Raw genomic sequence first — 20,591 nt, forward strand, 5'->3', positions numbered from 1 at the left:
TGCCGACGAAATTGCGTCGCGCCAGGCGGCCCCCCTCTGTCCTGCCGGACATCTCCCCCTCAAGGGGGGAGATTGGCAGCTTCGGCCTCGCCGCCCATTTTTCGGCGCTGAAAATTGGCGAAAGCCAAGGCGACATCCGATCTCCCCCCTTGAGGGGGAGATGTCCGGCAGGACAGAGGGGGGTGTTCAAGCGCAGAGTCAGCGCGAGTTTCTGTGCATCACCCCACACCTGCACCAAGACGAACTACTGCCCCATCTTGTAATCAAGGAACCATTTCTTGTTGAGCGCCTCGAGCGTGCCATCGGCCTTGACTGCCGCGATCGCGGCGTTGACCGGCTTCACCAGATCGGAGCCCTTGGGGAAGATGAAGCCGAAATCCTCGGTGCCGAGCGGCCCACCGATCAGCTTCAGTCCACCATTGGAGGCGTCGACATAGCCTTTGCCAGCGGTGCCGTCGGTCAGCACCACATCGACGTCGCCCGACTTCAGCGCCTGCACCGTCGCGCCGAACGTCTCGAACAGTTTGATGCGCGGGTTCTGCTCATTGCCATCGAGCACGCTGTAGACGGCGGTGTAGAAGGGTGTCGTGCCGGCCTGCGCGCCGATCAGCCCCTCCTTGAAGGCGCCGAACGTCTTGGCGTCGGTGAAGCGCTTCTCGTCGCCGCGCACCAGCATGAACTGTTCCGAGCGCATATAGGGGTCGGAGAAGTCGACCTTCTGCTTGCGGTCGTCCTTGATGGTGATGCCGGTCATGCCGATGTTGTACTGGTTGTCGGAAACCGCCTGGATCATCGCATCCCAGGAGGTGTTCTGGTATTCGACCTTGAAATTCAGCCGCTTGGCGATCTCGTCCATCGCGTCATATTCCCAGCCGATCTGCTTGCCGGTCTTGGCGTCGATGAATTGCAGCGGCGGATAGGCGTTTTCCGTCACCACCACCACTTGTCTGCCGCCGAGGTCGGGCAGCGTCTGCGCGAAGGCGGCGACAGGCGCCAGAATGAGGGCCAGCAGGCCGGCCAGCAGCAGTTTCGATTTGGTCATGACGCGCTCCCAGGGGATGAACCGCCCCGGCATAGCCGGGGCTTGCAGGAAGCGCCGACTTTAGCTTTCCGCAAGCGCCTTGCAAGCTGGCCCGATGCGCGGCGTGCCGGGAAAACGGATTCCGTTGCTTCCCGACTGCGAAATTCCGGAACGATTCGTGCAGTGATCGGCGATCAATCGCCGTCCAGCGATGTTGCGGCCGCCTTGCGCAGTTCGCCGACAAACCGGGTCAAGGTGGCGTGCAGGGATTTCAACTCGCCAGCCTCGAGCGGCAACTGACAAGCCAGGGCAGCGGGCACGCTTTTCGCCTGCTCGCGCAATGCCTGGCCCTTCGCCGTCGGCTCGATCAGCACCCGGCGTTCGTCGGCGGCATCGCGTCGGCGTGTGACCAGGCCGCCCGCCTCAAGCCGCTTGAGCAGCGGCGTCAGCGTCGCCGAATCGAGGCCGAGCGCCTCGCCGAGCTCACCCACCGTGCGTGGCGCCTTTTCCCAGATCACCAGCATGGCGATGTACTGCGGATAGGTCAGGCCGAGCGGTTCGAGCAGCGGCCTGTACAGCCTCGTCATCTGCCCGCTCGCCGAGTAGAGCGCGAAGCAGAGCTGCTGGTCGAGCCTTGCCACCCCGGCTGATAGCGCCGGGGCTTGCCTGGGTCCGGTTGCGGTCTTTATCGTCATGCTGCCTTTGGCGGAAGCGCCACTGCCGAAAGCGCCACCTCGACATTGCCCCTGATGGCGTTGGAATAGGGGCAGATCTGATGCGCCGCCGATACAAGCGCTTCCGCGGCGGCCTGATCAAGACCTTTCGTCTCCGCCGCCAGGGCCACGCCGAGCGCGAAGCCGCCCTGGCCGTTGTCGTGCAGGCTGACATTGGCCGTCACCGCGGCATCGCTCAGCGGCAGTTTCTGCTTGCCGGCGATGAAGCGCATGGCGCTTTCAAAGCACGCGGCATAGCCGGCGGCAAACAGCTGCTCGGGATTGGTGGCGCCGCCCTTGCCGCCAAGCTCCTTCGGCAGCGCGAGATCGACGCTGAGCAGACCATCGCTGGTCTGGACATGGCCGGCGCGGCCGCCGACGGCGCGGGCTTGCGTGGAATAGAGTGCAGGCATTTCGTGTCTCCATTTAGATTGTACACGATTATTTAGTGCACAATATAATTGGCGTCAACCGAGCCGTGGAGAATTTTCCGACAGAAGGGGCTGAAACGAAAAAAGGCGGCCGAAGCCGCCTTTCCGAAACCATGCGTGGCGAAAAATTATTCGGCCGGGGTCGCTTCCGCGGCCTTGGCTGCCTCGTCGGCTGCCTTAGCAGCTTCTTCGGCGGCCTTCTTCTCGGCGGCGTCCTGCGCTGCCTTCTCGGCGGCCAGCGCCTGTGCGGCGGCCACCTTCTCGGCCTCGATGCGCGCCTTCTCGGCGTTCAGCGCATCGCGCTCCTCGTCGTTCAGCTTGCGGGCGCGCACGCCGGTGTTTTCCGAAATGCGGGCCGACTTGCCGCGACGGTCGCGCAGATAATAGAGCTTGGCGCGGCGCACCTTGCCGCGGCGCACGATCTCGACGCCCTCCAGCATCGGCGAGTAGACCGGGAACACGCGTTCCACGCCTTCGCCGTAGGAGATCTTGCGGACGGTGAAATTTTCCTGGAAGCCGGCGCCGGAACGGGCGATGACGACGCCTTCATAGGCCTGCACGCGGGTGCGGGTGCCTTCGGTCACGCGGACCTGGACGCGCACGGTGTCGCCGGGCTGGAATTCGGGAAGCTTGCGCTTGGCTTCGATCTTGGCGGCCTGTTCGGCCTCGAGCTGACGGAGGATATCCATCTCAAATAATCCACTTCTTGTTCTTCCGACAGTCAGAGCGTCCGACACTCGCCTTGCAGTTCCATTGACCGCTCGGCTATGCCCTTTGTCCCAAGACATTGTATCGGGAGACATCGGGCAGGGGCGACTACACCGTCATTGTTGACGGGTCCGGCAGTTTGTTCTTGCCGGTACGGGCGGGCACATACAGCTATTTCGGCGCTTTGTCACGTCTTGGCCGTGTCTTTTTTGGTCACATGGCATCATCGCAATCGTCCACTGCGGGTTGCGCCCACCCTTCAACCTTCCTAAGCCGGGCAAAGCACAGTTTTTTCCGGCGGCATCCCAATGTCTGTTTTCGACGCGGTCCTGCTTTTTCTCGCGGGTTTTACTTCAGGCGCCGTCAATGCGGTCGCCGGCGGCGGCACGTTCATCACCTTTGGCGCCATGACGCTGGTCGGCTTGCCGCCGATCGTCGCCAACGCCACCTCGTCGGTGACACAATTTCCCGGCTATATCACCTCGACGCTCGCATACTGGGCCGACATCAAGCATTTCTGGCGCGGCGCGTTGCTGCTCAGTGTGATCTCGGCTTTCGGCGCACTGGCCGGCGCGCTCATCCTTCTGGCGCTCGACAATCCGTCGTTTCGCGCCCTGGTGCCCTGGCTGCTGCTGGCGGCGACCGCGCTTTTCGGCGCCGGGCCGTGGCTGAAGCCGGCCCCGAAGCCCGGGCATGAAGCGTCGGTGGGTTCACTCGTCGGCTCGCTCGCTCAATTTGCGACCGCCGTCTATGGCGGCTTCTTCGGCGCCGGCATGGGCGTCATGATGCTGGCGACGCTCGGCCTCACCCAGCCCGGCGACTATCACCGGCTGAACGCGCTGAAGAACATGCTGGCCGTGGTCATCGCGGCGATCGCCATCCTGGTCTTCGTCTCGGGCGGCGTCGTCGCCTGGCCGCAGGCGATCGTCATGATCCCGGGCGGAGCGCTGGGCGGCTATGCCGGCGTCTGGATCGCCAAGCGCGTGCCGCAAATTGCCGTGCGCGGCTTCGTCGTTGGGGTCGGCCTCTTTCTCGCCTTCTATTATTTCACCAAGGGCTGAGGCAAAGCGCCCGGCAGGTCCGGGCGCCGCTCCTGCGTCAGCTTCTCAGCCTCGGCGCGCCGCCACGCCGCGATCTTCTTGTGATTGCCCGAAGTGAGAACCTCCGGGATTTGCCGGCCCTCGAACTCCTGCGGCCGCGTGTAGTGCGGATGTTCTAGCAGGCCGTTCTCGAAACTCTCTTCCTCGCCGGATACCGCGTTGCCCATGACGCCGGGCAAAAGCCGCACCACGGCGTCGAGCAGCACAAGGGCTGCCGGCTCACCGCCGGAGAGGATGAAGTCACCGACCGAGACCTCTTCCAGTCCACGCGCCTCGATCACCCGCTGGTCGACGCCTTCGAAGCGGCCGCAGACGATGACGGCGCCCGGCCCGGCGGCCAGTTCGCGCACGCGGGCCTGCGTCAGCGGTTTTCCACGCGGGCTCATCAGCAGCCGTGGCCGCGGATCGCCCGGCGGCGAGGCATGGTCGATCGCCTTGGCCAAAACGTCGGCGCGCATCACCATGCCGGCGCCACCACCGGCCGGCGTATCGTCGACGGTGCGGTGGCGGTCGCTGGCGAAATCGCGGATCTGAACTGTCTCGAGCGACCAGGTGCCGGTCTCCAGCGCCCGCCCGGCCAGCGACACGCCGAGCGCGCCGGGAAACATCTCGGGATAGAGCGTCAGCACCGAGGCGGCAAAGCTCACCGGTTGCCCCCGGCGTCCCTCGGCCCGCGCGGCCTGCCCTTCGGGTCGAAACCCTCAGGGCCGGGAGCCTCGCCATCCTCATCGTCCAAGAGGCCGGCGGCTGCCGGATCGACGCGGATAAATCCCTCGGTGATCGACACATCGGGCACGGCGGCCTGCGTGAACGGGATCAGCACGCCTTTGCGCTCGCCAAGCGTCACGTCGAGAATGTCGCCGCCGCCGAAATTATGCACGGCCACGACCTTCCCGATGTCAGCACCGGTATCGTCCCTGACCTCGAGCCCGACAAGGTCGGCGTGGTAGAACTCGTCCTCCTCGCCATCGTCGGGCAGCATCGAGCGGTCGACAAACAGTTCCGTTCCGGCGAGCGCCTCGGCGGCATTGCGGTCATTGACGCCCTTGAAGCGCACCACGACGACGGTGTTGGCGGGCCTGATGTCGACGATCTGGAAGGCGCGCCCGTCCCTGGCGTAGAGCGGCCCGTAATCGGCCAGCGCCAGCGGCTCGCCGGTGAAGGTCTTGACGCGCAATTCGCCCTTGATGCCGTGGGCGGCGCCGATCACAGCCATCTGGACGGGGTTTTGCGGCTTGCTCATGGCACCTTTACCTTCGTCATCCACGGGCGGAGCAGGCGCGAAGCGGCTGCGCAGACCCGAGGATCCATTCCGTTACGGCGACCAAAAAGCACGGCAGTTCAGAAAGGATCACGCGTCTCGTCCCTGCCAACTCTCTACTTGCGGACATTCCGCATGGTCTCCACTGCAAAGTTATCAGACTTGTAACGCAGCAGCGCTCGCAGGTCACGGCATGGATCCTCGGGTCTCCGCGACGGAGCTTCGCTCCTGCTCCGCCCGTGGATGACGAAGGGACCTTGCGTTTCAGCCAATCACCAAGGTTTGTAGCTTGCCACCAATCCGACGACTCTCCTAACCCCAGCCGATTGTCGTTTCAATGATGGCTCTTCACCGCTTCCTAACCCGGCTGCCGGAAAATGATCCGGAGTTGGAAGAAAGCCATGCAGGAATTCCTCATCCCGGCGAAGCCGGACCTCCAGGCGGCCCGCGAAAGCTGGTTGAAGATGCTGGCGCGCGAGCGCCGGCTGTCGCCAGAAACGGTTGAAGCCTATGAGCGCGACACGCGCCAGTTCCTGCACTTCCTGACCGGCCATTGCGGCGGTTCGCCAGGCATTTCCGACATCGCCAATTTGCGTCCGGCCGACCTGCGTGGCTTCCTCGCCGCTCGCCGCAACGCTGGGGCCGGCGCCCGCACGCTCGGGCGCGGCCTGGCCGGCATCCGTTCGCTGCTGCGCTTTCTCGAGCGGCGCGGCCTCGTCAATGCGGCCGGCGCGGCGGCATTGCGCGCGCCACGGCAGCCGAAGTCGCTGCCCAAGCCGCTGACTGCAAGCGATGCCATCAATGTCGTTTCGGTGGAAGGCCAACTGGCCGAGGAACCCTGGATCGCCGCCCGCAACGCCGCCGTGCTGACGCTGCTCTATGGTTCGGGCCTGCGCATTTCCGAAGCGCTCGGCCTGTCGGGTGCCGAGCTGGCCTTGCCCAGCGACACGGTGCTGCGCATCACCGGCAAGGGCGGCAAGACGCGGCTGGTGCCGGTGCTGCCGGTGGCGTTGCGCGCCATCGCCGAATACCGCCGGCTCTGCCCCTTCGACATCGATCCCAAGGGTCTTTTGTTTCGCGGCGCCCGAGGCGGCCCGCTCAACCCGGCCATCGTCCAGCGGGACATGGCGAAACTGCGCTCGGCCCTCAACCTGCCAGACACCGCGACACCGCATGCCTTGCGCCATTCCTTCGCCACGCATCTGCTTGGCCGTGGCGGCGACCTGCGCACCATCCAGGAACTGCTTGGCCATGCCAGCCTGTCGACCACTCAGGTCTACACCGGCGTCGACACCGCAAGGCTGCTCGAAATCTACGAAGCATCCCATCCACGGGCGTAAGCGAGGCCGCGACATCGCCCGCGGTGGAAAACGCATTCAATTTTGCAATGCCGGTTAACTGTTTCGCTGCCTTTTGCGCCTAAAAACGAGGCATGAAGTATGCCATCGCCATCGCTGATCGCGCGGCTCTCGGGTCGCTGAAGCTGCTTGTCGCACTCAACGTCCTGTTTTTCCTGTCCTTCCTCGTCATCGCACTGCTTGCCGCCGGCAGAATGCAGACCGAAATCCCGGTTCGGACCGGCGCCAACACGCTGTCTGTCCCGCAGACGCACGCTCCGGCGGGCTCTGTCATCACCATCGCCGGCTGACCTGCACGGCTGGGTTGCAGGCCGAATCACCGATGCCTTCCGCAAGCCTTGCGCGAATCGCCAGCGCACAGGGGTCGACCCGTAACGCTCAAGGAAGGTCGAAAGGGCTCGTTTTTGCACGATCTCTGGGGGATTTGCCGGTTAAATGCTTGCAGATAAACGCTTTCAGGCGCAAATTGCCCTGCTTTCGGCGTTTTCGGGCGCTATGTGAAACCCGTTCAACGATTGCGCGTTGATGTGTGTTGATTGATACCTTTCATCCACGGAGGACACTTTTATGGCGAATCCCAACGACCCGTTCACCACCCCGAGCCCCACGCCCAAAGCGGGCGGCGGCGGCAGTGGCTGGCTGATTGCCCTTGTCGTTCTTATCCTGGCCATTGTCGCCTACTATGTTTTTGGAAGAAAGGCCGAGGCGCCCGCGCCTGCCGAACCACCGGCCGCTAGCACACCGGCGCCTGCTCCAGCTGAACCGATGAAGCCCGCCGAACCGGCTCCCGCAGCGCCTGCACCGGCCGAACCCGCGCCGGCCCCGGCGCCTGCACCGGCCGAACCCGCGCCAGCCCCGGCGCCCGCACCGGCTCCTGCCGCACCGGCCAACTGATCAGGCTCCTGATTTCAACGACGAACGGCCCGCTGAAAAGCGGGCCGTTTCGTTTTGAGCGGGATGCCGCCCACGCGCATTCGTCATCCTCGGGCTTGACCCGAGGATCCATGCCGCGACTGCCGTCACAGAGTTCGAGCGGTGCAGAAACCTGCATCGCAGCGACGCTCCGATGTCATGGCATGGATCCCAGGGTCTCCGCGACGTCGCTTCGCTCCTGCTCCGCCCTGGGATGACGAAATCGGGGTGTTCAACCCGTCGGCTTTAAATATGAATAGCCTTGAAGAAGGTGGCCAGCGCCGCTTCCTTCACCGCTTCCGACATCGTCGGGTGTGCATGGCAGGTGCGGGCGAGATCTTCCGACGAGCCGCCGAACTCCATCAGCACCGCCGCCTCGTGGATCATCTCGCCGGCGCCGAAGCCGACGATATGGACACCGAGCACGCGATCGCTGGCCTTGTCGGCCAGGATCTTGACGAAACCGTCGGTGTGCAGCATGGCGCGCGCCCGGCCATTGGCGGTGAATGGGAATTTGCCAATCTTGTAGTCGACGCCGGCCTTCTTCAGCTCCTCCTCGGTCTTGCCGACGGAAGCGATTTCCGGGCTGGTGTAGACGACGCTCGGGATGACGTCGTAATTCACATGGCCGGCCTGGCCGGCAATGGTCTCGGCCACCGCCACGCCTTCGTCCTCGGCCTTGTGGGCAAGCATCGGCCCGGCGATGACGTCGCCGATGGCGTAGATGCCGGGGACGTTGGTCCGGAGATGGCCGTCCGTCTTGACCCGGCCACGCTCGTCGACGTCGACGCCCGCCTCCTTCAGCCCGAGGCTGTCGGCATAGGCCCGGCGTCCCGTCGCGATCAGCACCGCATCCGTCTCTATCGTCTCGGCAGCACCGCCCTTGACCGGCTCGAAAGTGACGGTCGCGCCCTTCTTGGCCTTGGCCACACCGGTGACCTTGGCGCCCAGCTTGAACTCGAAGCCTTGCTTGGCCAGCATGCGCTGGAACTGCTTGGAGACCTCGCCATCCATGCCGCCCAAAATGGTGTCGAGGAATTCGACGACGGTTACCTTGGCGCCGAGCCGCGCCCACACCGAGCCGAGCTCGAGCCCGATGACGCCGCCACCGACCACCACCAGATGGCCAGGCACCTTGTCCAGCGCCAAGGCGCCGGTCGAGGACATGATCACCTTCTCGTCTATGTCGACCTTGACGCCCGGAATGCCGGCGACGTCCGAGCCGGTGGCGATGACGATGTTCTTGGTCTCGATCTCTTCGACCTTGCCGTCCTCGCCGGTCACGGAGACCTTGCCGGCGGACAGCACCTTGCCGGTGCCGCGAAAGCTGTCGATCTTGTTCTTCTTGAACAGGAAGGCGACGCCGTTGACGTTGGCCGTCACGGTCGCGTCCTTGTGCGCCATCATCTTCTTCAGGTTTAGCTTCGGCGCCGATATCTCGACGCCCAGCGTATCGAAGGAATGGCCGGCCTCGGCGAACATCTCCGAGGCGTAAAGTAATGCCTTGGACGGAATGCAGCCAATGTTGAGGCAGGTGCCGCCGAAGGTCGCGTCCTTCTCGACCACCGCCGTCTTCAGGCCGAGCTGCGCCGCTTTGATGGCGCAGACATAGCCGCCGGGTCCGGAGCCGATGATAACGACGTCATAAGCCATGATGGTGTCCTTCTCGCCTTTCGGATTCGCGCTAGCGCTCTAGCGGCCGCCGCTCACATTCAGGATCGCGCCCGTCGTATAGGACGCTTCGTCCGACAATAGATAGAGAACCGCATGCGCCACTTCATCCGCCGTGCCCGCCCTTTTCATCGGCAGCATGTCCTTCATCCGCGCGATCCGGTCCGGCTGGCCGCCCGACGCATGGATCTCGGTGTCGATGATGCCCGGTCGCACCGCATTGACGCGCACGCCCTCGGTCGCCACCTCGCGGGCCAGCCCGACGGTGAACGTGTCGATCGCGCCCTTCGACGCGGCATAGTCGACATATTCGCCCGCCGAGCCGTGTACCGATGCGGCCGACGAGATGTTGACGATCGCGCCACCCTTGCCGCCATGGCGGGTCGACATGCGCCTGACCGCTTCGCGCGCACAGAGAAACGGCCCGACGACATTGATGCGCATCATGCGCTCCAGCCGCGCCGCACTCATCTCGTCGACACGCGCCTTGACGTCGACGATGCCGGCATTGTTGACAATGGCGTCGAGCCGCCCCCAAGCGCCGTCCACCGTGTCGAACATGGCAATGACATCGGCTTCAACGCCGACATCGCCCTTGACCGCGATCGCCTCGCCGCCAGCAGCCTTGATCTCAGCGACCAGCGCCTTGGCGGCAGCCTCGTTCGACGCGTAATTGACCGCCACACGGTAGCCGGCCGCAGCCGCCAGCCGGGAGATGGCGGCGCCAATGCCGCGGCTGCCGCCGGTGACCAGTAGCACCTTTTGCGCAGCGCTCATTCCTGGCAACCCTTCAGCTCAAACACATCCCACGGCACTTTCGAAAACCCGTTCTCACCATAGGCCGCCGACATTTGCAGCGACGGCCCGAGGTCGGGAAAGATCAGCGTCTTCGGCGCGTTGACGCCTTCAGCCGGCAGCAAGGCGATCTTGCCCTGCTCATCGGCACCGTAGATGACGCCCTCCCACACCGTGCAGGCGGCGAGCTCGTCGCCGGTCACGTCGCCGGTCGGGCATTTGTACATCAGCGAGCCATGCGGCCGCGCCACGCCTTCCGTCCACATGACGATGCCGTCGAGCACGACGCTATTGTCGAGTACCATCTTGAACGTATTGGTGACGACGGGCGATTCCCCGGTCGGCCTGAAATCGATGCCGGCTTCGCTTTCGGCATCGCCATAGACGGCAAGTTCCAGCGGGCAGGCGGCGAAAGCCGCCGATGCGAACATGACTGGCCCGGCCGCGAGCGATGCGGCCGACACAATCGCATACTGGTGGAAGGAACGGATCGTCATCTGTCGGTTCTATCCGCCTTGAACGTTCCGATCGACCATGAAGATCGTGGCCAAAAAATAGTCTATCTCGAAGGCAACGTTTGCGCGCGCGCCGACCGGTATGGCGTTTACCTCGTATTTGAGGGTCAGGCTGCGAGAGCCTTCCGCCAGCTCGATATAAACGTCACGCTCATCGCCCCCACCGATTGTCCACTTGAATTCGGGCTTATTCAGTAACTGCAATGCCTTGGGCAGGCTGTGGATCGCTATCGGTTTGCTGCCTGCAAAAATTGCGGGATGTCGCCCCAGATCGATGTCCAGATCGCCTTGCCAGGTCGTCATCATCCCGCCGACCTGTAATCTTCCAAAGACAGGCTCGACCATGATTGACCTCAGGCGAAAATCGGGGCCGAAAAAGAATTCGCAATTCGCACCGTAGATACACCACGCTGACGTAGTATCTCCGTGACGATAAGGATCGTCCGCTCGCAGATCATCGGGATCTATCAAGCCGCGAATCGTTTCCCGGTTGCTTTTGCCGAGTTCTATCGGCCCCGCGCGGCCTGTCGCCAGAAGTTCGAACAGATCAATTGGTTCGACGGGGTCGGTCACCGAGCAAACCCTAGAGATCGAGCACCAGCCGCTCGGGATCCTCCAGGCTTTCCTTGACGCGCACGAGGAAGGTCACCGCTTCCTTGCCGTCGACGATGCGGTGGTCGTAGCTGAGCGCCAGATACATCATCGGCCGGATCACGATCTGGCCGCCGACCACCACCGGCCGGTCCTGGATCTTGTGCATGCCCAAAATGCCCGACTGCGGCGCATTCAGGATCGGCGTCGACATCAGCGACCCGTAAACGCCACCGTTGGAAATCGTAAACGTACCGCCCTGCATATCCGCAACCGAGAGCTTGCCGTCACGAGCGGCGAGGCCCAGCCGGCCGATGTCCTTCTCGATCTCGGCGATCGACATCTGGTCGGCGTCGCGCACGACAGGCACGACGAGGCCTTTGTCAGTGCCGACGGCAACGCCGATATGGGCATAGTTCTTGAAGATGATGTCGGTGCCGTCGATCTCGGCGTTGACGGAGGGGATTTCCTTCAGCGCATGGGTGACGGCCTTGGTGAAGAAGCCCATGAAGCCGAGCTTCACCCCGTGCTTCTTCTCGAACACATCCTTGTACTTGGTCCGCAGCGCCATCACCGCTGACATGTCGACCTCGTTGAAGGTGGTCAACATGGCGGCGGTCGATTGCGCTTCCTTGAGCCGCCGCGCGATGGTCTGGCGCAGCTTGGTCATGCGCACGCGCTCCTCGCGGGCAGCATCGTCACCCGAGGTCGGCGCGCGCGCAGCGACAGGGGCCGCCTTTGGCATCTCGGCCGGTTGCGACGGCGCGCCCCTGGCGATCGCGTCGAGCACGTCGCCTTTCAGCACCTGGCCGCGCTTGCCGGAACCCGGGACCTGATCGACCGCGAGATTGTTCTCGGCCAACAGCTTGGCGGCCGACGGCGCCGGCGGCATGGTGCGCGCCTCGATCGGGCCGGCGTCACCGGCGATCCTGGCGGTCTCGGCCGCTGCCTGCTTGACGGTGGACGCGGCATTCGGCGACGAGGCCTGCGACACAGCCTGCTGCTTCTCCGGAGCGGCTTTGGCTTCGGGAGCTGCCGCCTTGGCGCCGTTGCCCGCCGAAATCATGCCGAGCAGCGCACCGACCTCGACCGTTTCGCCTTCCTTGGCGGCGATCTCGCTCAGCGTTCCTGCGCCGGACGCCGGCACTTCCACCGTCACCTTGTCGGTTTCGAGCTCGACCAGCGGCTCGTCGGCGGCGATCGCGTCGCCCACCTTCTTGAACCATTTGCCGATGGTCGCCTCGGTGACGGATTCGCCGAGAGTGGGAACGCGGATTTCGGTAGCCATTGTGCCTGTCCGTTCTGTCTCGTTTGAGGTTCTATTCGCCCAATTCTGTTCTATTCACCGAGCGCGTCTTCGAGCAAGGCGGCAAGCTGGGCAAGATGCTTCGACATCAGTCCGGTCGCCGGCGACGCCGCGGCCGGCCGGCCGGTATAGCGCACCCGCTGATGCTTGGCGTCGATATGCGCCAGCACCCATTCGAGATACGGATCGATGAACGACCAGGCGCCCATGTTCTTGGGCTCCTCCTGGCACCACACCATCTCGGCATTGCGGAAGCGCGACAGTTCGGTGATCAGCGCCTTGGCCGGGAACGGATAGAGCTGTTCGACGCGCAGCAGGTAGATGTCGTTGATGCCGCGTTTCTCGCGCTCCTCGTAGAGGTCGTAATAGACCTTGCCCGAGCACAGCACGACACGGCGGATCTTCGAATCCTTGACGAGCTTGATCGCCTGGCCGGACAGCAGCTGGGCATCGTCCCACAACAGCCGGTGGAACGCGCTTTCGCCCGATATTTCCGGCAGCGTCGACACCGCCCGCTTGTGGCGCAGCAGCGACTTCGGCGTCATCAGGATCAGCGGCTTGCGGAAATCCCGCTTCAGTTGCCGGCGCAGGATATGGAAATAGTTGGCCGGCGTCGTGCAATTGGCCACTTGCATGTTGTCTTCGGCGCAAAGCTGCAGGAACCGCTCGAGCCTGGCCGAGGAATGTTCGGGGCCCTGGCCTTCATAGCCATGCGGCAGCAGACAGACGAGGCCCGACATTCTCAGCCACTTGCGCTCGCCGCTGGAGATGAACTGGTCGAACACCACCTGGGCGCCATTGGCGAAGTCGCCGAACTGCGCCTCCCACAGTGTCAGCGCCTTCGGCTCGGCCAGGCTGTAGCCATATTCGAAGCCAAGCACGGCTTCTTCCGACAGCATCGAGTTGATGACCTCGAAGCCGGCCTGCGCGGCCGACAGATTGTTGAGCGGGATGTAGCGGGTCTCGTCGCGCTGGTCGTAGAGCACGGAATGGCGTTGCGAGAAGGTGCCGCGTTCCGAATCCTGCCCGGACAGCCGGATCGGGTTGCCGTCGAGCAGAATGGCGCCGAAGGCCAGCGCCTCGGCCGTCGACCAGTCGATGCCTTCGCCTGACTCGATCGCCTGGCGGCGGTTCTCGAGGAAGCGGATGATGGTCTTGTGTGCCTCGAAATCCTTGGGCACCTCGGTCAGCTTCTTGCCGATCTCCTTCAAGGTCTTGACCGGCACGGCGGTCTTGCCGCGCCGCTGTTCGTCCTGGTTGTCGGCCGAGCGCAGCCCCGACCAGGCGCCGTCCAGCCAGTCGGCCTTGTTGGGCTTGTAGTGCTGGCCGACCTCCCATTCGGACTCTAGATGCGCCCGCCAGTCGGCCTTCATCTTGTCGAACTCGGCCGGGGTGATATGGCCTTCGGCGATCAGCCGGTCGGCATAGATCTGCACCGTCGTCTTATGCTTGCGGATGTTGGCGTACATGATCGGCTGGGTGAAGGCCGGCTCGTCGCCCTCATTGTGACCGAAGCGGCGATAGCAGAACATGTCCACCACGACAGGCTTGTGGAACTTCATGCGGAACTCGATCGCCACCTTGGCGGCGTGGACCGTGGCTTCCGGGTCGTCGCCATTGACGTGGAAAATCGGCGCCTCGATCATCTTGGCCACATCCGACGGATAGGGCGAGGAGCGCGAGAAGCGCGGATTGGTGGTGAAGCCGATCTGGTTGTTGATGATGAAATGCAGGGTGCCGGCGACCCGGTGGCCGCGCAGGCCCGACAGGCCGAGGATTTCGGCGATCACGCCCTGGCCGGCAAAGGCGGCGTCGCCATGCAGCAGCAGCGGCAGCACCTTGGCGCGCTCTTCCAGCGGCACGATCTCCTCGCGGCTGCGGCCGAACAGATAGTCCTGCTTGGCCCGCGCCTTGCCCATCACCACCGGATCGACGATTTCCAGATGCGAGGGATTGGCGGTCAGCGACAAATGCACCTTGTTGCCGTCGAACTCGCGGTCCGACGAAGCGCCGAGATGGTACTTCACGTCGCCCGAGCCCTCGACCTCGTCGGGGGCGGCCGAGCCGCCCTTGAATTCGTGGAAGATGGCGCGGTGCGGCTTGGCCATCACCTGGGAGAGCACGTTCAGCCGGCCACGATGCGCCATGCCGAGCACGATCTCCTTCATGCCGAGCTGGCCGCCGCGCTTGATGATCTGTTCCAGCGCCGGGATCAGCCCTTCGCTGCCATCGAGGCCGAAGCGCTTTGTGCCCTTGAACTTGACGTCGGCGAACTGTTCGAACCCTTCGGCCTCGACCAGCTTCTGCAGGATCGCCTTCTTGCCGGTGGCGGTGAAGGTGATCTCCTTGTCGGCGCCCTCGATGCGCGCCTGGATCCAGGCCTTCTCCTCGGGATCGGAAATATGCATGAACTCGACGCCGAGCGTCGAGCAATAGGTGCGGGTCAGGATGTCCAGCATCTGCCGGATGGTGCCGAATTCGAGCCCGAGCACATTGTCGAGGAAGATCGGCCGGTCGTAGTCGGCTGCGGTGAAGCCGTAATTCTCCGGCGACAGCTCGTTATAGTCCTCGAGCGGCTTGGCGATGCCGAGCGGGTCGAGATTGGCGTGCAGATGGCCGCGCATGCGATAGGCGCGGATCATCATGATGGCGCGCACCGAATCGCGCGTCGCCTGGTGCACATCGGCATCGGAAAGCACGGCGCCGTTGACGACCGCCTTCTCCTTGACCTTCTTCTCCAGATGCTTTTCGACGAGGCCCCAATTGCCGTCGAGCGCCGACACCAGCTCGCCATTGGCCTGCATCGGCCAGGACGGCCTGGCCCACGATGCGCCCTCGGCGTTCTTGCGGACATCGCCGGCATCGTCCTTCAGCGCCGCGAAGAAATCCTGCCATTCGGGGTTTACCGATTCGGGATCGTCCTCATAGGCCGCATGCAGCGCCTCGATATAGTCGGCGTTGCCGCCATAGAGGAAAGAGGTAAGCGAAAACTGGTCGTTGGCCTGATCTTGTCTTGCCATTTTGTCTGCGGAGCCTGGCTCCGTCTCCTTTTTTTGGAGGGGAGTAGGGCAGTAGGGGAGCAAGGCAGTAGGGAAAGCTGGCGGTTGCCGCGCTCGGTCCCGTTCTTCCTATTCCCCTACTGCCATACTGCCCTACTCCCTTACTGCCTTAACCTTTGATCGCCTCGACCAACGTCGTGCCAAGCCTTGCCGGCGACGGCGAAACCTTGATCCCGGCCGATTCCATCGCCGCGATCTTGTCCTCGGCGCCGCCCTTGCCGCCGGAGATGACCGCGCCCGCATGGCCCATGGTTCGGCCGGCCGGCGCCGTGCGGCCGGCGATGAAGCCGGCCATCGGCTTGCTTCGGCCACGTTTAGCCTCGTCCTTGAGGAACTGCGCGGCGTCTTCCTCTGCCGACCCGCCGATCTCACCGATCATGATGATCGACTTGGTCTCGTCGTCGGCGAGGAACATCTCCAGCACGTCGATGAACTCCGTGCCTTTGACCGGATCGCCGCCGATGCCGACGGCGGTGGTCTGGCCGAGGCCGACATTGGTGGTCTGGAACACAGCTTCATAGGTAAGCGTTCCCGAGCGCGAAACAACGCCCACCGAGCCCTTGCGGAAGATGTTGCCCGGCATGATGCCGATCTTGCATTCGTCGGGCGTCAGCACGCCCGGACAGTTGGGCCCGATCAGCCGCGACTTGGAGCGGTCGAGCCTTGCCTTGACCTTGACCATGTCCATAACCGGAATGCCTTCGGTGATGCACACGATCAGCGGGATCTCGGCTTCGATCGCTTCCAGGATCGCCTCGGCCGCACCCGCCGGCGGCACATACACGACCGAAGCGTTGGCGCCGGTCCTGGCCTTGCCTTCGGCGACGGTTGCGAAGATCGGCAGGTTCTCGCCCTTGGCGCCGGTCCAGGTCTCGCCGCCCTTCTTGGGGTGGATGCCGCCGACCATTTTCGTGCCGTGATAGGCCAGCGCCTGTTCCGTGTGGAACGTGCCGGTCTTGCCGGTCAGGCCCTGCACGAGCACCTTGGTGTTCTTGTCGACGAGAATGGACATGGGTGATTACGCCTCTGAATTCAGCGATTACAAGAAAGGATTGACGGCCCGCACCGAGCCATAAACCTGGTTGTGGTTGAGATCTTCGGTGTAGAAAATCGGTGCGCCGAGGCGCTCAGCGGCAGCGAGGAGCGCTGCGTCGTAATATTTGAGTTGATAGCGTCGCGCGACGCGCAAGCCGGCGATGACATAGTCCTGATCGACCGGGACAAACGGGAACGTGCCGAGAAACACCAGCCACTGGTCGACAACGGCATCGGCAGTGACGGATTTTCGCCGTGCGACATTCGCGAACTCAACCAGCGTCTGCCCAGAGACGCCAAAAGCGGTCTCGAGCACAAGCCTTTCTGCGATATCGTGTCGGCGGGGATCACTTGTCCTCTCCGAAGCCGCGTACAGGAGGACGTTCGAGTCGAGAAAGCATTCTATCTTCTCGTTCAGCATAGATCTCGTCCCGACTCCATTTGTATGCGGGGCCCAGGTCGAGCGGAGTTTCGGCCATGAGCTTGCGCATACCTTCCCGCGCCCAGGCAATCCGGTCTTCCTGCTCCACTTCATGCGCAAGCAGGGAACGAATGAGGGCGTTAAGCGTCGTCTTGCGACGTTCGGCAAGGCCTCGCGCCTGTTCAAGCAGGGTCTCGTCCATGGCTAGGGTGACATTCTTCATCGCTCGTCTCCACATAAATCCACAGTCTTAATATGTGTGATTATGTGTAAACCATCAACTGTCCTGTGCGCGATCTCCATCGCTCAGCCTTCCCCCGACTCGGAAGGCGGAACGCGCCGATAAAGCCCGCTCACCATCTCTTGCCAAGCGTCGCTGCCCACGGGCTGGAATTGCAACCGCATGCGATAGCTGTCCCTGCCGTCGAAGTCGTAGGTGACACGTGCGGCTCCTCGCGGCGATGAGCGCAGCAGCGTCAGGGTGTTGCCTTCCCACGCGCCGGTTGCCGGCGAGGCCGGCACAAAACCCATCGAATCGAACTGGTGCATGGTGACGACGCTGTTTTGCTGGTCGAAGCCGAAGACGCTATGCGCACCGAACGAGACCGTGCCGTCGCGGCGCTGGCGATAGCGCTGCACCACGAACAGGCCGCCGAACTGTGCCTCTGCCGTCACTTCCGACGTCGCCGGGCCACCATCGGCCCACTGTGTTTCCGCCACATCTTCCTCGCCCCGCCACGCGCCGACCAGCGCCTGCAGGCGCTGGTGATCGGCCGAGAGCGAAGAGAAGGTTGCAGCGTTCATGGGTCAGAGCCGCTTCAGGTCGGCGACGGTGAGATCACTCTTGGCGTTGCCGGTATTGAGCGTCGTCGCCGGCTCGAACATCAGCACCACCGGCTCCGCGGTGAGCGAGCGCGGCCGATGCTCGACGCCGCGTGGCACGACGATGAAATCGCCCTCGCCCAGCTCGACCGGACCGTCGCGGAAATCGATGGCGATGCGGCCACGCAGCACGAGGAAGGCTTCGTCCTCATTGTCATGCGCATGCCAGTCGAAGACATCGCCGAACTTGGCAACCTTCGCCTGACTGTCATTCACGTCGCCGGCAACATGCGGATCGAAGACTCGCTTGATCTTCTGATCCGCCGCTTCGACGAGGTTTATCTTGCGCGGAGGCACAGGCTCAGCCCTTCACCGCCGCCACGATCTTCTTGGCCGCGTCGTCGAGATCGTCGGCCGAAACAACGTTCAGCCCGCTGTCGTTGATGATCTTCTTGCCGAGCTCGGCATTGGTGCCTTCGAGCCGCACCACCAGCGGCACTTTCAGCCCGACTTCCCTGACCGCTGCGATCACGCCTTCGGCGATGACGTCGCACTTCATGATGCCGCCGAAGATGTTGATCAATATGCCTTCGACCGCCGGATCCCTGGTGATGATCTTGAACGCCGCCGTCACCTTCTCCTTCGACGCGCCGCCGCCGACATCGAGGAAGTTAGCGGGCTCGGCGCCATAGAGCTTGATGATGTCCATCGTCGCCATGGCAAGGCCGGCGCCGTTGACCATGCAGCCGATATTGCCGTCGAGCGCGACATAGGCGAGGTCGTATTTCGACGCCTCGATCTCCTTCTCGTCCTCTTCGGTGGTGTCGCGCAATTCCAGCACGTCGGGGTGGCGGAAGAGTGCGTTGTTGTCGAACGACACCTTCGCGTCGAGCACGCGCAGGTGCCCGTTCTTCATGACGATCAGCGGATTGACCTCGAGCAGGCTCATGTCCTTCTCGACGAAGGCCTTGTAGAGCAGCGGAAACAGCGTCTCGCCGTCCTTGGCCGCGTCGCCATCCAGATGATAGGCTGCGTTGATTTTTTTGACGTCGCCGGCGGTGACGCCTTTTTCGGGATCTATTGCCAGCGTGATGATCTTTTCCGGCGTGTCATGGGCGACGCCTTCGATGTCCATGCCGCCCTCGGTCGAGACGACGAAAGCGATGCGGCCGACCGAACGGTCGACCAGCAGCGACAGATAAAGCTCGCGCTCGATGTCGGCGCCGTCCTCGATATAGAGGCGGTTGACCTGCTTGCCGGCCGGGCCGGTCTGCTTGGTGACGAGCGTATGCCCAAGCATCTCCTTGGCGTTGGCGACGACTTCGGCCACCGACTTCGCCAGCCGCACCCCGCCCTTGGCGTCGGCGGGCAGCTCCTTGAACTTGCCCTTGCCGCGGCCGCCGGCATGGATCTGGCTCTTCACCACATAGAGCGGGCCGGGCAGCGCCTTGGCGGCGGCTTCCGCCTCGCTCGCCTCGAACACCGGCACGCCCTCGGCCACCGGTGCGCCAAAACCCTTCAGCAGCGCCTTGCCCTGATACTCATGGATGTTCATGGCTTACTATCTCCGGGTTACTTCGAGGCGAGATGTCACTTGGTGGAAAGATGTGGGGCGATGTTGACGCAGGCCTCGGTCAGGCCCTGCACCGCCGCTACCGAACTGTCGAACATCTTCTGCTCGCTCTTCGAGAGCTCGATTTCGATGATGCGCTCGACACCGCCGGCGCCGATCACCACGGGAACGCCGACATAGGTGTTTTTCACGCCATACTGGCCGGAGAGATGCGCCGCGCACGGCAGCACACGCTTCTTGTCCTTGAGATAGGCTTCGGCCATCGAGATCGCCGAGGCGGCCGGCGCGTAATAGGCCGAGCCCGTCTTGAGCAGGCCGACGATCTCGGCGCCGCCGTCACGTGTGCGCTGCACGATCTGGTCGAGCTTTTCCTTCGAGGTCCAGCCCATCTTGACGAGATCGGGCAGCGGAATGCCGGCAACGGTCGAATAGCGGATCATCGGCACCATGGAATCGCCATGGCCGCCGAGCACAAAGGCGGTGACGTCCTCGACCGAGACCTTGAATTCCTCGGCCAGGAAGTAGCGGAAACGCGAACTGTCGAGCACGCCGGCCATGCCGACCACATGGGTCTTCGGCAGGCCTGAGAATTTCTGCAGCGCCCAGACCATGGCGTCGAGCGGATTGGTGATGCAGATGACGAAGGCCTTCGGCGCGTATTTCTTGAGACCGGCGCCGACCTGTTCCATCACCTTCAGATTGATGCCCAGGAGATCGTCGCGGCTCATGCCGGGCTTGCGCGGCACGCCGGCGGTGACGATGCACACGTCTGCGCCCTCGATGCCGGCATAGTCGTTGACGCCGGTCAGCCTGGAGTCGAACCCGTCGACCGGCGACGACTGTGCTATATCGAGGCCCTTGCCCTGCGGAATGCCCTCGGCGATATCGAACAGCACCACGTCGCCGAGATCCTTGAGGCCGATCATGTGAGCGAGCGTGCCGCCGATCATGCCCGAGCCGATGAGGGCTATCTTGTTGCGTGCCATGTCAGGATGTTTTCCCTTTGTCTGTGACTGCGCCCAAATCTTAACGACTTGATGACGGCGTGAGGAAGAGGCCGGTATGCAGCGGAGAACCCGCGAGAATTAGCCGCACCCAATAGCTCCGGCTCGGAAAATATTCAATCGATTATTTTCGAGTGAATTATTTCAATCGGTTAGAAACAATGGGAATTACGTAAACGTCAAAGTTTGTAAGCCGACTTGGGAAGCTTTACACAATGATCGTGAAAATCTGAAGGCTGTTTCCGGGCGATGACGCCCTTGTGATGCGCGCCGCCAAATCTCCCCCCTCGAGGGG

At 63.3% G+C, this 20,591-nt stretch carries 23 protein-coding genes; 3 read left to right on the plus strand and 20 right to left on the minus strand.

The window, feature by feature from the left end; translation table 11 throughout:
- Positions 1-244 precede the first annotated feature (244 nt).
- The 4 genes from C9427_RS23900 to rplS all read right to left on the minus strand — a co-directional run bounded on the left by C9427_RS23900 (position 245) and on the right by rplS (position 2,854).
- On the minus strand, positions 245-1,042 hold the full coding sequence (locus tag C9427_RS23900) for a transporter substrate-binding domain-containing protein (RefSeq protein WP_107651564.1): 798 nt from the start codon (positions 1,040-1,042) through the stop codon (positions 245-247).
- Between the two features lie 173 nt (positions 1,043-1,215).
- Positions 1,216-1,716 (minus strand): MarR family winged helix-turn-helix transcriptional regulator, encoded by a 501-nt coding sequence (locus C9427_RS23905; RefSeq protein WP_107651536.1) that lies wholly within the window; start codon positions 1,714-1,716, stop codon positions 1,216-1,218.
- Positions 1,713-2,147, minus strand: coding sequence for an organic hydroperoxide resistance protein (locus C9427_RS23910; protein WP_107651537.1), 435 nt, complete (start codon positions 2,145-2,147; stop codon positions 1,713-1,715). Before C9427_RS23910 ends, C9427_RS23905 begins: the two co-directional genes overlap by 4 nt.
- A gap of 146 nt (positions 2,148-2,293) precedes the next feature.
- Positions 2,294-2,854: a 50S ribosomal protein L19 gene (gene rplS, locus C9427_RS23915; protein ID WP_107651538.1), complete on the minus strand. Its 561-nt coding sequence runs from the start codon at positions 2,852-2,854 to the stop codon at positions 2,294-2,296.
- A gap of 327 nt (positions 2,855-3,181) precedes the next feature.
- Between rplS and C9427_RS23920 the strand changes: the two genes are divergently transcribed.
- Positions 3,182-3,934, plus strand: coding sequence for a sulfite exporter TauE/SafE family protein (locus tag C9427_RS23920; protein ID WP_107651539.1), 753 nt, complete (start codon positions 3,182-3,184; stop codon positions 3,932-3,934).
- Here C9427_RS23920 and trmD read toward each other — a convergent pair.
- Both trmD and rimM read right to left on the minus strand, forming a co-directional pair.
- A complete protein-coding gene (trmD, locus tag C9427_RS23925; RefSeq protein ID WP_107651540.1) occupies positions 3,916-4,620 on the minus strand; it encodes a tRNA (guanosine(37)-N1)-methyltransferase TrmD in 705 nt (234 codons plus the stop codon). The genes C9427_RS23920 and trmD overlap by 19 nt on opposite strands.
- On the minus strand, positions 4,617-5,216 hold the full coding sequence (rimM, locus tag C9427_RS23930; protein ID WP_107651541.1) for a ribosome maturation factor RimM: 600 nt from the start codon (positions 5,214-5,216) through the stop codon (positions 4,617-4,619). Before rimM ends, trmD begins: the two co-directional genes overlap by 4 nt.
- Before the next feature lie 419 nt (positions 5,217-5,635).
- Between rimM and C9427_RS23935 the strand changes: the two genes are divergently transcribed.
- Positions 5,636-6,574, plus strand: a complete 939-nt coding sequence (locus tag C9427_RS23935; RefSeq protein ID WP_107651565.1) for a tyrosine recombinase XerC — start codon at positions 5,636-5,638, stop codon at positions 6,572-6,574.
- 92 nt (positions 6,575-6,666) lie between these two features.
- Complete coding sequence (locus C9427_RS23940) at positions 6,667-6,882, plus strand: hypothetical protein (RefSeq protein ID WP_107651542.1); 216 nt, start codon at positions 6,667-6,669, stop codon at positions 6,880-6,882.
- Between the two features lie 443 nt (positions 6,883-7,325).
- On the opposite strand, the gene C9427_RS34445 is transcribed toward C9427_RS23940, so the two are convergent.
- The 14 genes from C9427_RS34445 to mdh all read right to left on the minus strand — a co-directional run bounded on the left by C9427_RS34445 (position 7,326) and on the right by mdh (position 20,278).
- Positions 7,326-7,643, minus strand: a complete 318-nt coding sequence (locus C9427_RS34445; protein WP_208636408.1) for a hypothetical protein — start codon at positions 7,641-7,643, stop codon at positions 7,326-7,328.
- A 107-nt stretch (positions 7,644-7,750) separates the two neighbouring features.
- Positions 7,751-9,157 (minus strand): dihydrolipoyl dehydrogenase, encoded by a 1,407-nt coding sequence (gene lpdA, locus C9427_RS23950; protein ID WP_107651543.1) that lies wholly within the window; start codon positions 9,155-9,157, stop codon positions 7,751-7,753.
- Between the two features lie 39 nt (positions 9,158-9,196).
- Positions 9,197-9,952, minus strand: a complete 756-nt coding sequence (locus C9427_RS23955; RefSeq protein WP_107651544.1) for an SDR family oxidoreductase — start codon at positions 9,950-9,952, stop codon at positions 9,197-9,199.
- Positions 9,949-10,467, minus strand: coding sequence for a hypothetical protein (locus C9427_RS23960; protein WP_245437158.1), 519 nt, complete (start codon positions 10,465-10,467; stop codon positions 9,949-9,951). The genes C9427_RS23955 and C9427_RS23960 overlap by 4 nt, the downstream gene beginning before the upstream one ends.
- 9 nt (positions 10,468-10,476) lie before the next feature.
- Positions 10,477-11,058, minus strand: a complete 582-nt coding sequence (locus C9427_RS23965; protein WP_107651545.1) for a hypothetical protein — start codon at positions 11,056-11,058, stop codon at positions 10,477-10,479.
- Positions 11,059-11,068: 10 nt separating this feature from the next.
- Entirely contained in the window at positions 11,069-12,364 is a 1,296-nt protein-coding gene (odhB, locus tag C9427_RS23970; protein WP_107651546.1) for a 2-oxoglutarate dehydrogenase complex dihydrolipoyllysine-residue succinyltransferase, read from the minus strand.
- Positions 12,365-12,414: 50 nt separating this feature from the next.
- Entirely contained in the window at positions 12,415-15,402 is a 2,988-nt protein-coding gene (locus tag C9427_RS23975) for a 2-oxoglutarate dehydrogenase E1 component (protein WP_107651547.1), read from the minus strand.
- 148 nt (positions 15,403-15,550) lie between these two features.
- Positions 15,551-16,453 carry a succinate--CoA ligase subunit alpha gene (gene sucD / locus C9427_RS23980; protein ID WP_097575636.1) on the minus strand — a complete coding sequence of 301 codons (903 nt, stop codon included), beginning with the start codon at positions 16,451-16,453 and terminating at the stop codon, positions 15,551-15,553.
- A 27-nt stretch (positions 16,454-16,480) separates the two neighbouring features.
- Positions 16,481-16,897: a PIN domain-containing protein gene (locus C9427_RS23985; protein ID WP_167434461.1), complete on the minus strand. Its 417-nt coding sequence runs from the start codon at positions 16,895-16,897 to the stop codon at positions 16,481-16,483.
- Positions 16,824-17,120, minus strand: coding sequence for a hypothetical protein (locus C9427_RS34175; protein WP_167434462.1), 297 nt, complete (start codon positions 17,118-17,120; stop codon positions 16,824-16,826). The genes C9427_RS23985 and C9427_RS34175 overlap by 74 nt, the downstream gene beginning before the upstream one ends.
- Before the next feature lie 83 nt (positions 17,121-17,203).
- Positions 17,204-17,701 carry a DUF1579 family protein gene (locus tag C9427_RS23990; RefSeq protein WP_107651549.1) on the minus strand — a complete coding sequence of 166 codons (498 nt, stop codon included), beginning with the start codon at positions 17,699-17,701 and terminating at the stop codon, positions 17,204-17,206.
- Between the two features lie 3 nt (positions 17,702-17,704).
- The gene (locus tag C9427_RS23995; protein WP_107651550.1) at positions 17,705-18,076 is read right to left on the minus strand and encodes a cupin domain-containing protein; all 372 of its coding nucleotides are present in this window, start codon (positions 18,074-18,076) and stop codon (positions 17,705-17,707) included.
- 4 nt (positions 18,077-18,080) lie between these two features.
- Complete coding sequence (gene sucC / locus C9427_RS24000; protein WP_107651551.1) at positions 18,081-19,274, minus strand: ADP-forming succinate--CoA ligase subunit beta; 1,194 nt, start codon at positions 19,272-19,274, stop codon at positions 18,081-18,083.
- A gap of 35 nt (positions 19,275-19,309) precedes the next feature.
- Positions 19,310-20,278, minus strand: coding sequence for a malate dehydrogenase (gene mdh / locus C9427_RS24005; protein WP_097575642.1), 969 nt, complete (start codon positions 20,276-20,278; stop codon positions 19,310-19,312).
- Positions 20,279-20,591 lie beyond the last annotated feature (313 nt).

Source organism: Mesorhizobium helmanticense, assembly GCF_003034915.1.
GTDB lineage: Bacteria > Pseudomonadota > Alphaproteobacteria > Rhizobiales > Rhizobiaceae > Mesorhizobium > Mesorhizobium helmanticense.

Bases quoted from the DNA above. Each gene is read 5' to 3' on its own strand.
- sucD (WP_097575636.1), bottom strand. From the start codon at position 16,453: ATGTCCATTCTCGTCGACAAGAACACCAAGGTGCTCGTGCAGGGCCTG.
- C9427_RS23910 (WP_107651537.1), bottom strand. From the start codon at position 2,147: ATGCCTGCACTCTATTCCACGCAAGCCCGCGCCGTCGGCGGCCGCGCC.
- C9427_RS23935 (WP_107651565.1), top strand. From the start codon at position 5,636: ATGCAGGAATTCCTCATCCCGGCGAAGCCGGACCTCCAGGCGGCCCGC.
- C9427_RS34445 (WP_208636408.1), bottom strand. From the start codon at position 7,643: ATGCAGGTTTCTGCACCGCTCGAACTCTGTGACGGCAGTCGCGGCATG.
- C9427_RS23900 (WP_107651564.1), bottom strand. From the start codon at position 1,042: ATGACCAAATCGAAACTGCTGCTGGCCGGCCTGCTGGCCCTCATTCTG.
- C9427_RS23975 (WP_107651547.1), bottom strand. From the start codon at position 15,402: ATGGCAAGACAAGATCAGGCCAACGACCAGTTTTCGCTTACCTCTTTC.
- rplS (WP_107651538.1), bottom strand. From the start codon at position 2,854: ATGGATATCCTCCGTCAGCTCGAGGCCGAACAGGCCGCCAAGATCGAA.
- C9427_RS23905 (WP_107651536.1), bottom strand. From the start codon at position 1,716: ATGACGATAAAGACCGCAACCGGACCCAGGCAAGCCCCGGCGCTATCA.
- C9427_RS34175 (WP_167434462.1), bottom strand. From the start codon at position 17,120: ATGAAGAATGTCACCCTAGCCATGGACGAGACCCTGCTTGAACAGGCG.
- C9427_RS23940 (WP_107651542.1), top strand. From the start codon at position 6,667: ATGAAGTATGCCATCGCCATCGCTGATCGCGCGGCTCTCGGGTCGCTG.
- lpdA (WP_107651543.1), bottom strand. From the start codon at position 9,157: ATGGCTTATGACGTCGTTATCATCGGCTCCGGACCCGGCGGCTATGTC.
- C9427_RS23985 (WP_167434461.1), bottom strand. From the start codon at position 16,897: ATGCTGAACGAGAAGATAGAATGCTTTCTCGACTCGAACGTCCTCCTG.
- odhB (WP_107651546.1), bottom strand. From the start codon at position 12,364: ATGGCTACCGAAATCCGCGTTCCCACTCTCGGCGAATCCGTCACCGAG.
- rimM (WP_107651541.1), bottom strand. From the start codon at position 5,216: ATGAGCAAGCCGCAAAACCCCGTCCAGATGGCTGTGATCGGCGCCGCC.
- C9427_RS23990 (WP_107651549.1), bottom strand. From the start codon at position 17,701: ATGAACGCTGCAACCTTCTCTTCGCTCTCGGCCGATCACCAGCGCCTG.
- mdh (WP_097575642.1), bottom strand. From the start codon at position 20,278: ATGGCACGCAACAAGATAGCCCTCATCGGCTCGGGCATGATCGGCGGC.
- C9427_RS23920 (WP_107651539.1), top strand. From the start codon at position 3,182: ATGTCTGTTTTCGACGCGGTCCTGCTTTTTCTCGCGGGTTTTACTTCA.
- C9427_RS23960 (WP_245437158.1), bottom strand. From the start codon at position 10,467: ATGACGATCCGTTCCTTCCACCAGTATGCGATTGTGTCGGCCGCATCG.
- sucC (WP_107651551.1), bottom strand. From the start codon at position 19,274: ATGAACATCCATGAGTATCAGGGCAAGGCGCTGCTGAAGGGTTTTGGC.
- C9427_RS23955 (WP_107651544.1), bottom strand. From the start codon at position 9,952: ATGAGCGCTGCGCAAAAGGTGCTACTGGTCACCGGCGGCAGCCGCGGC.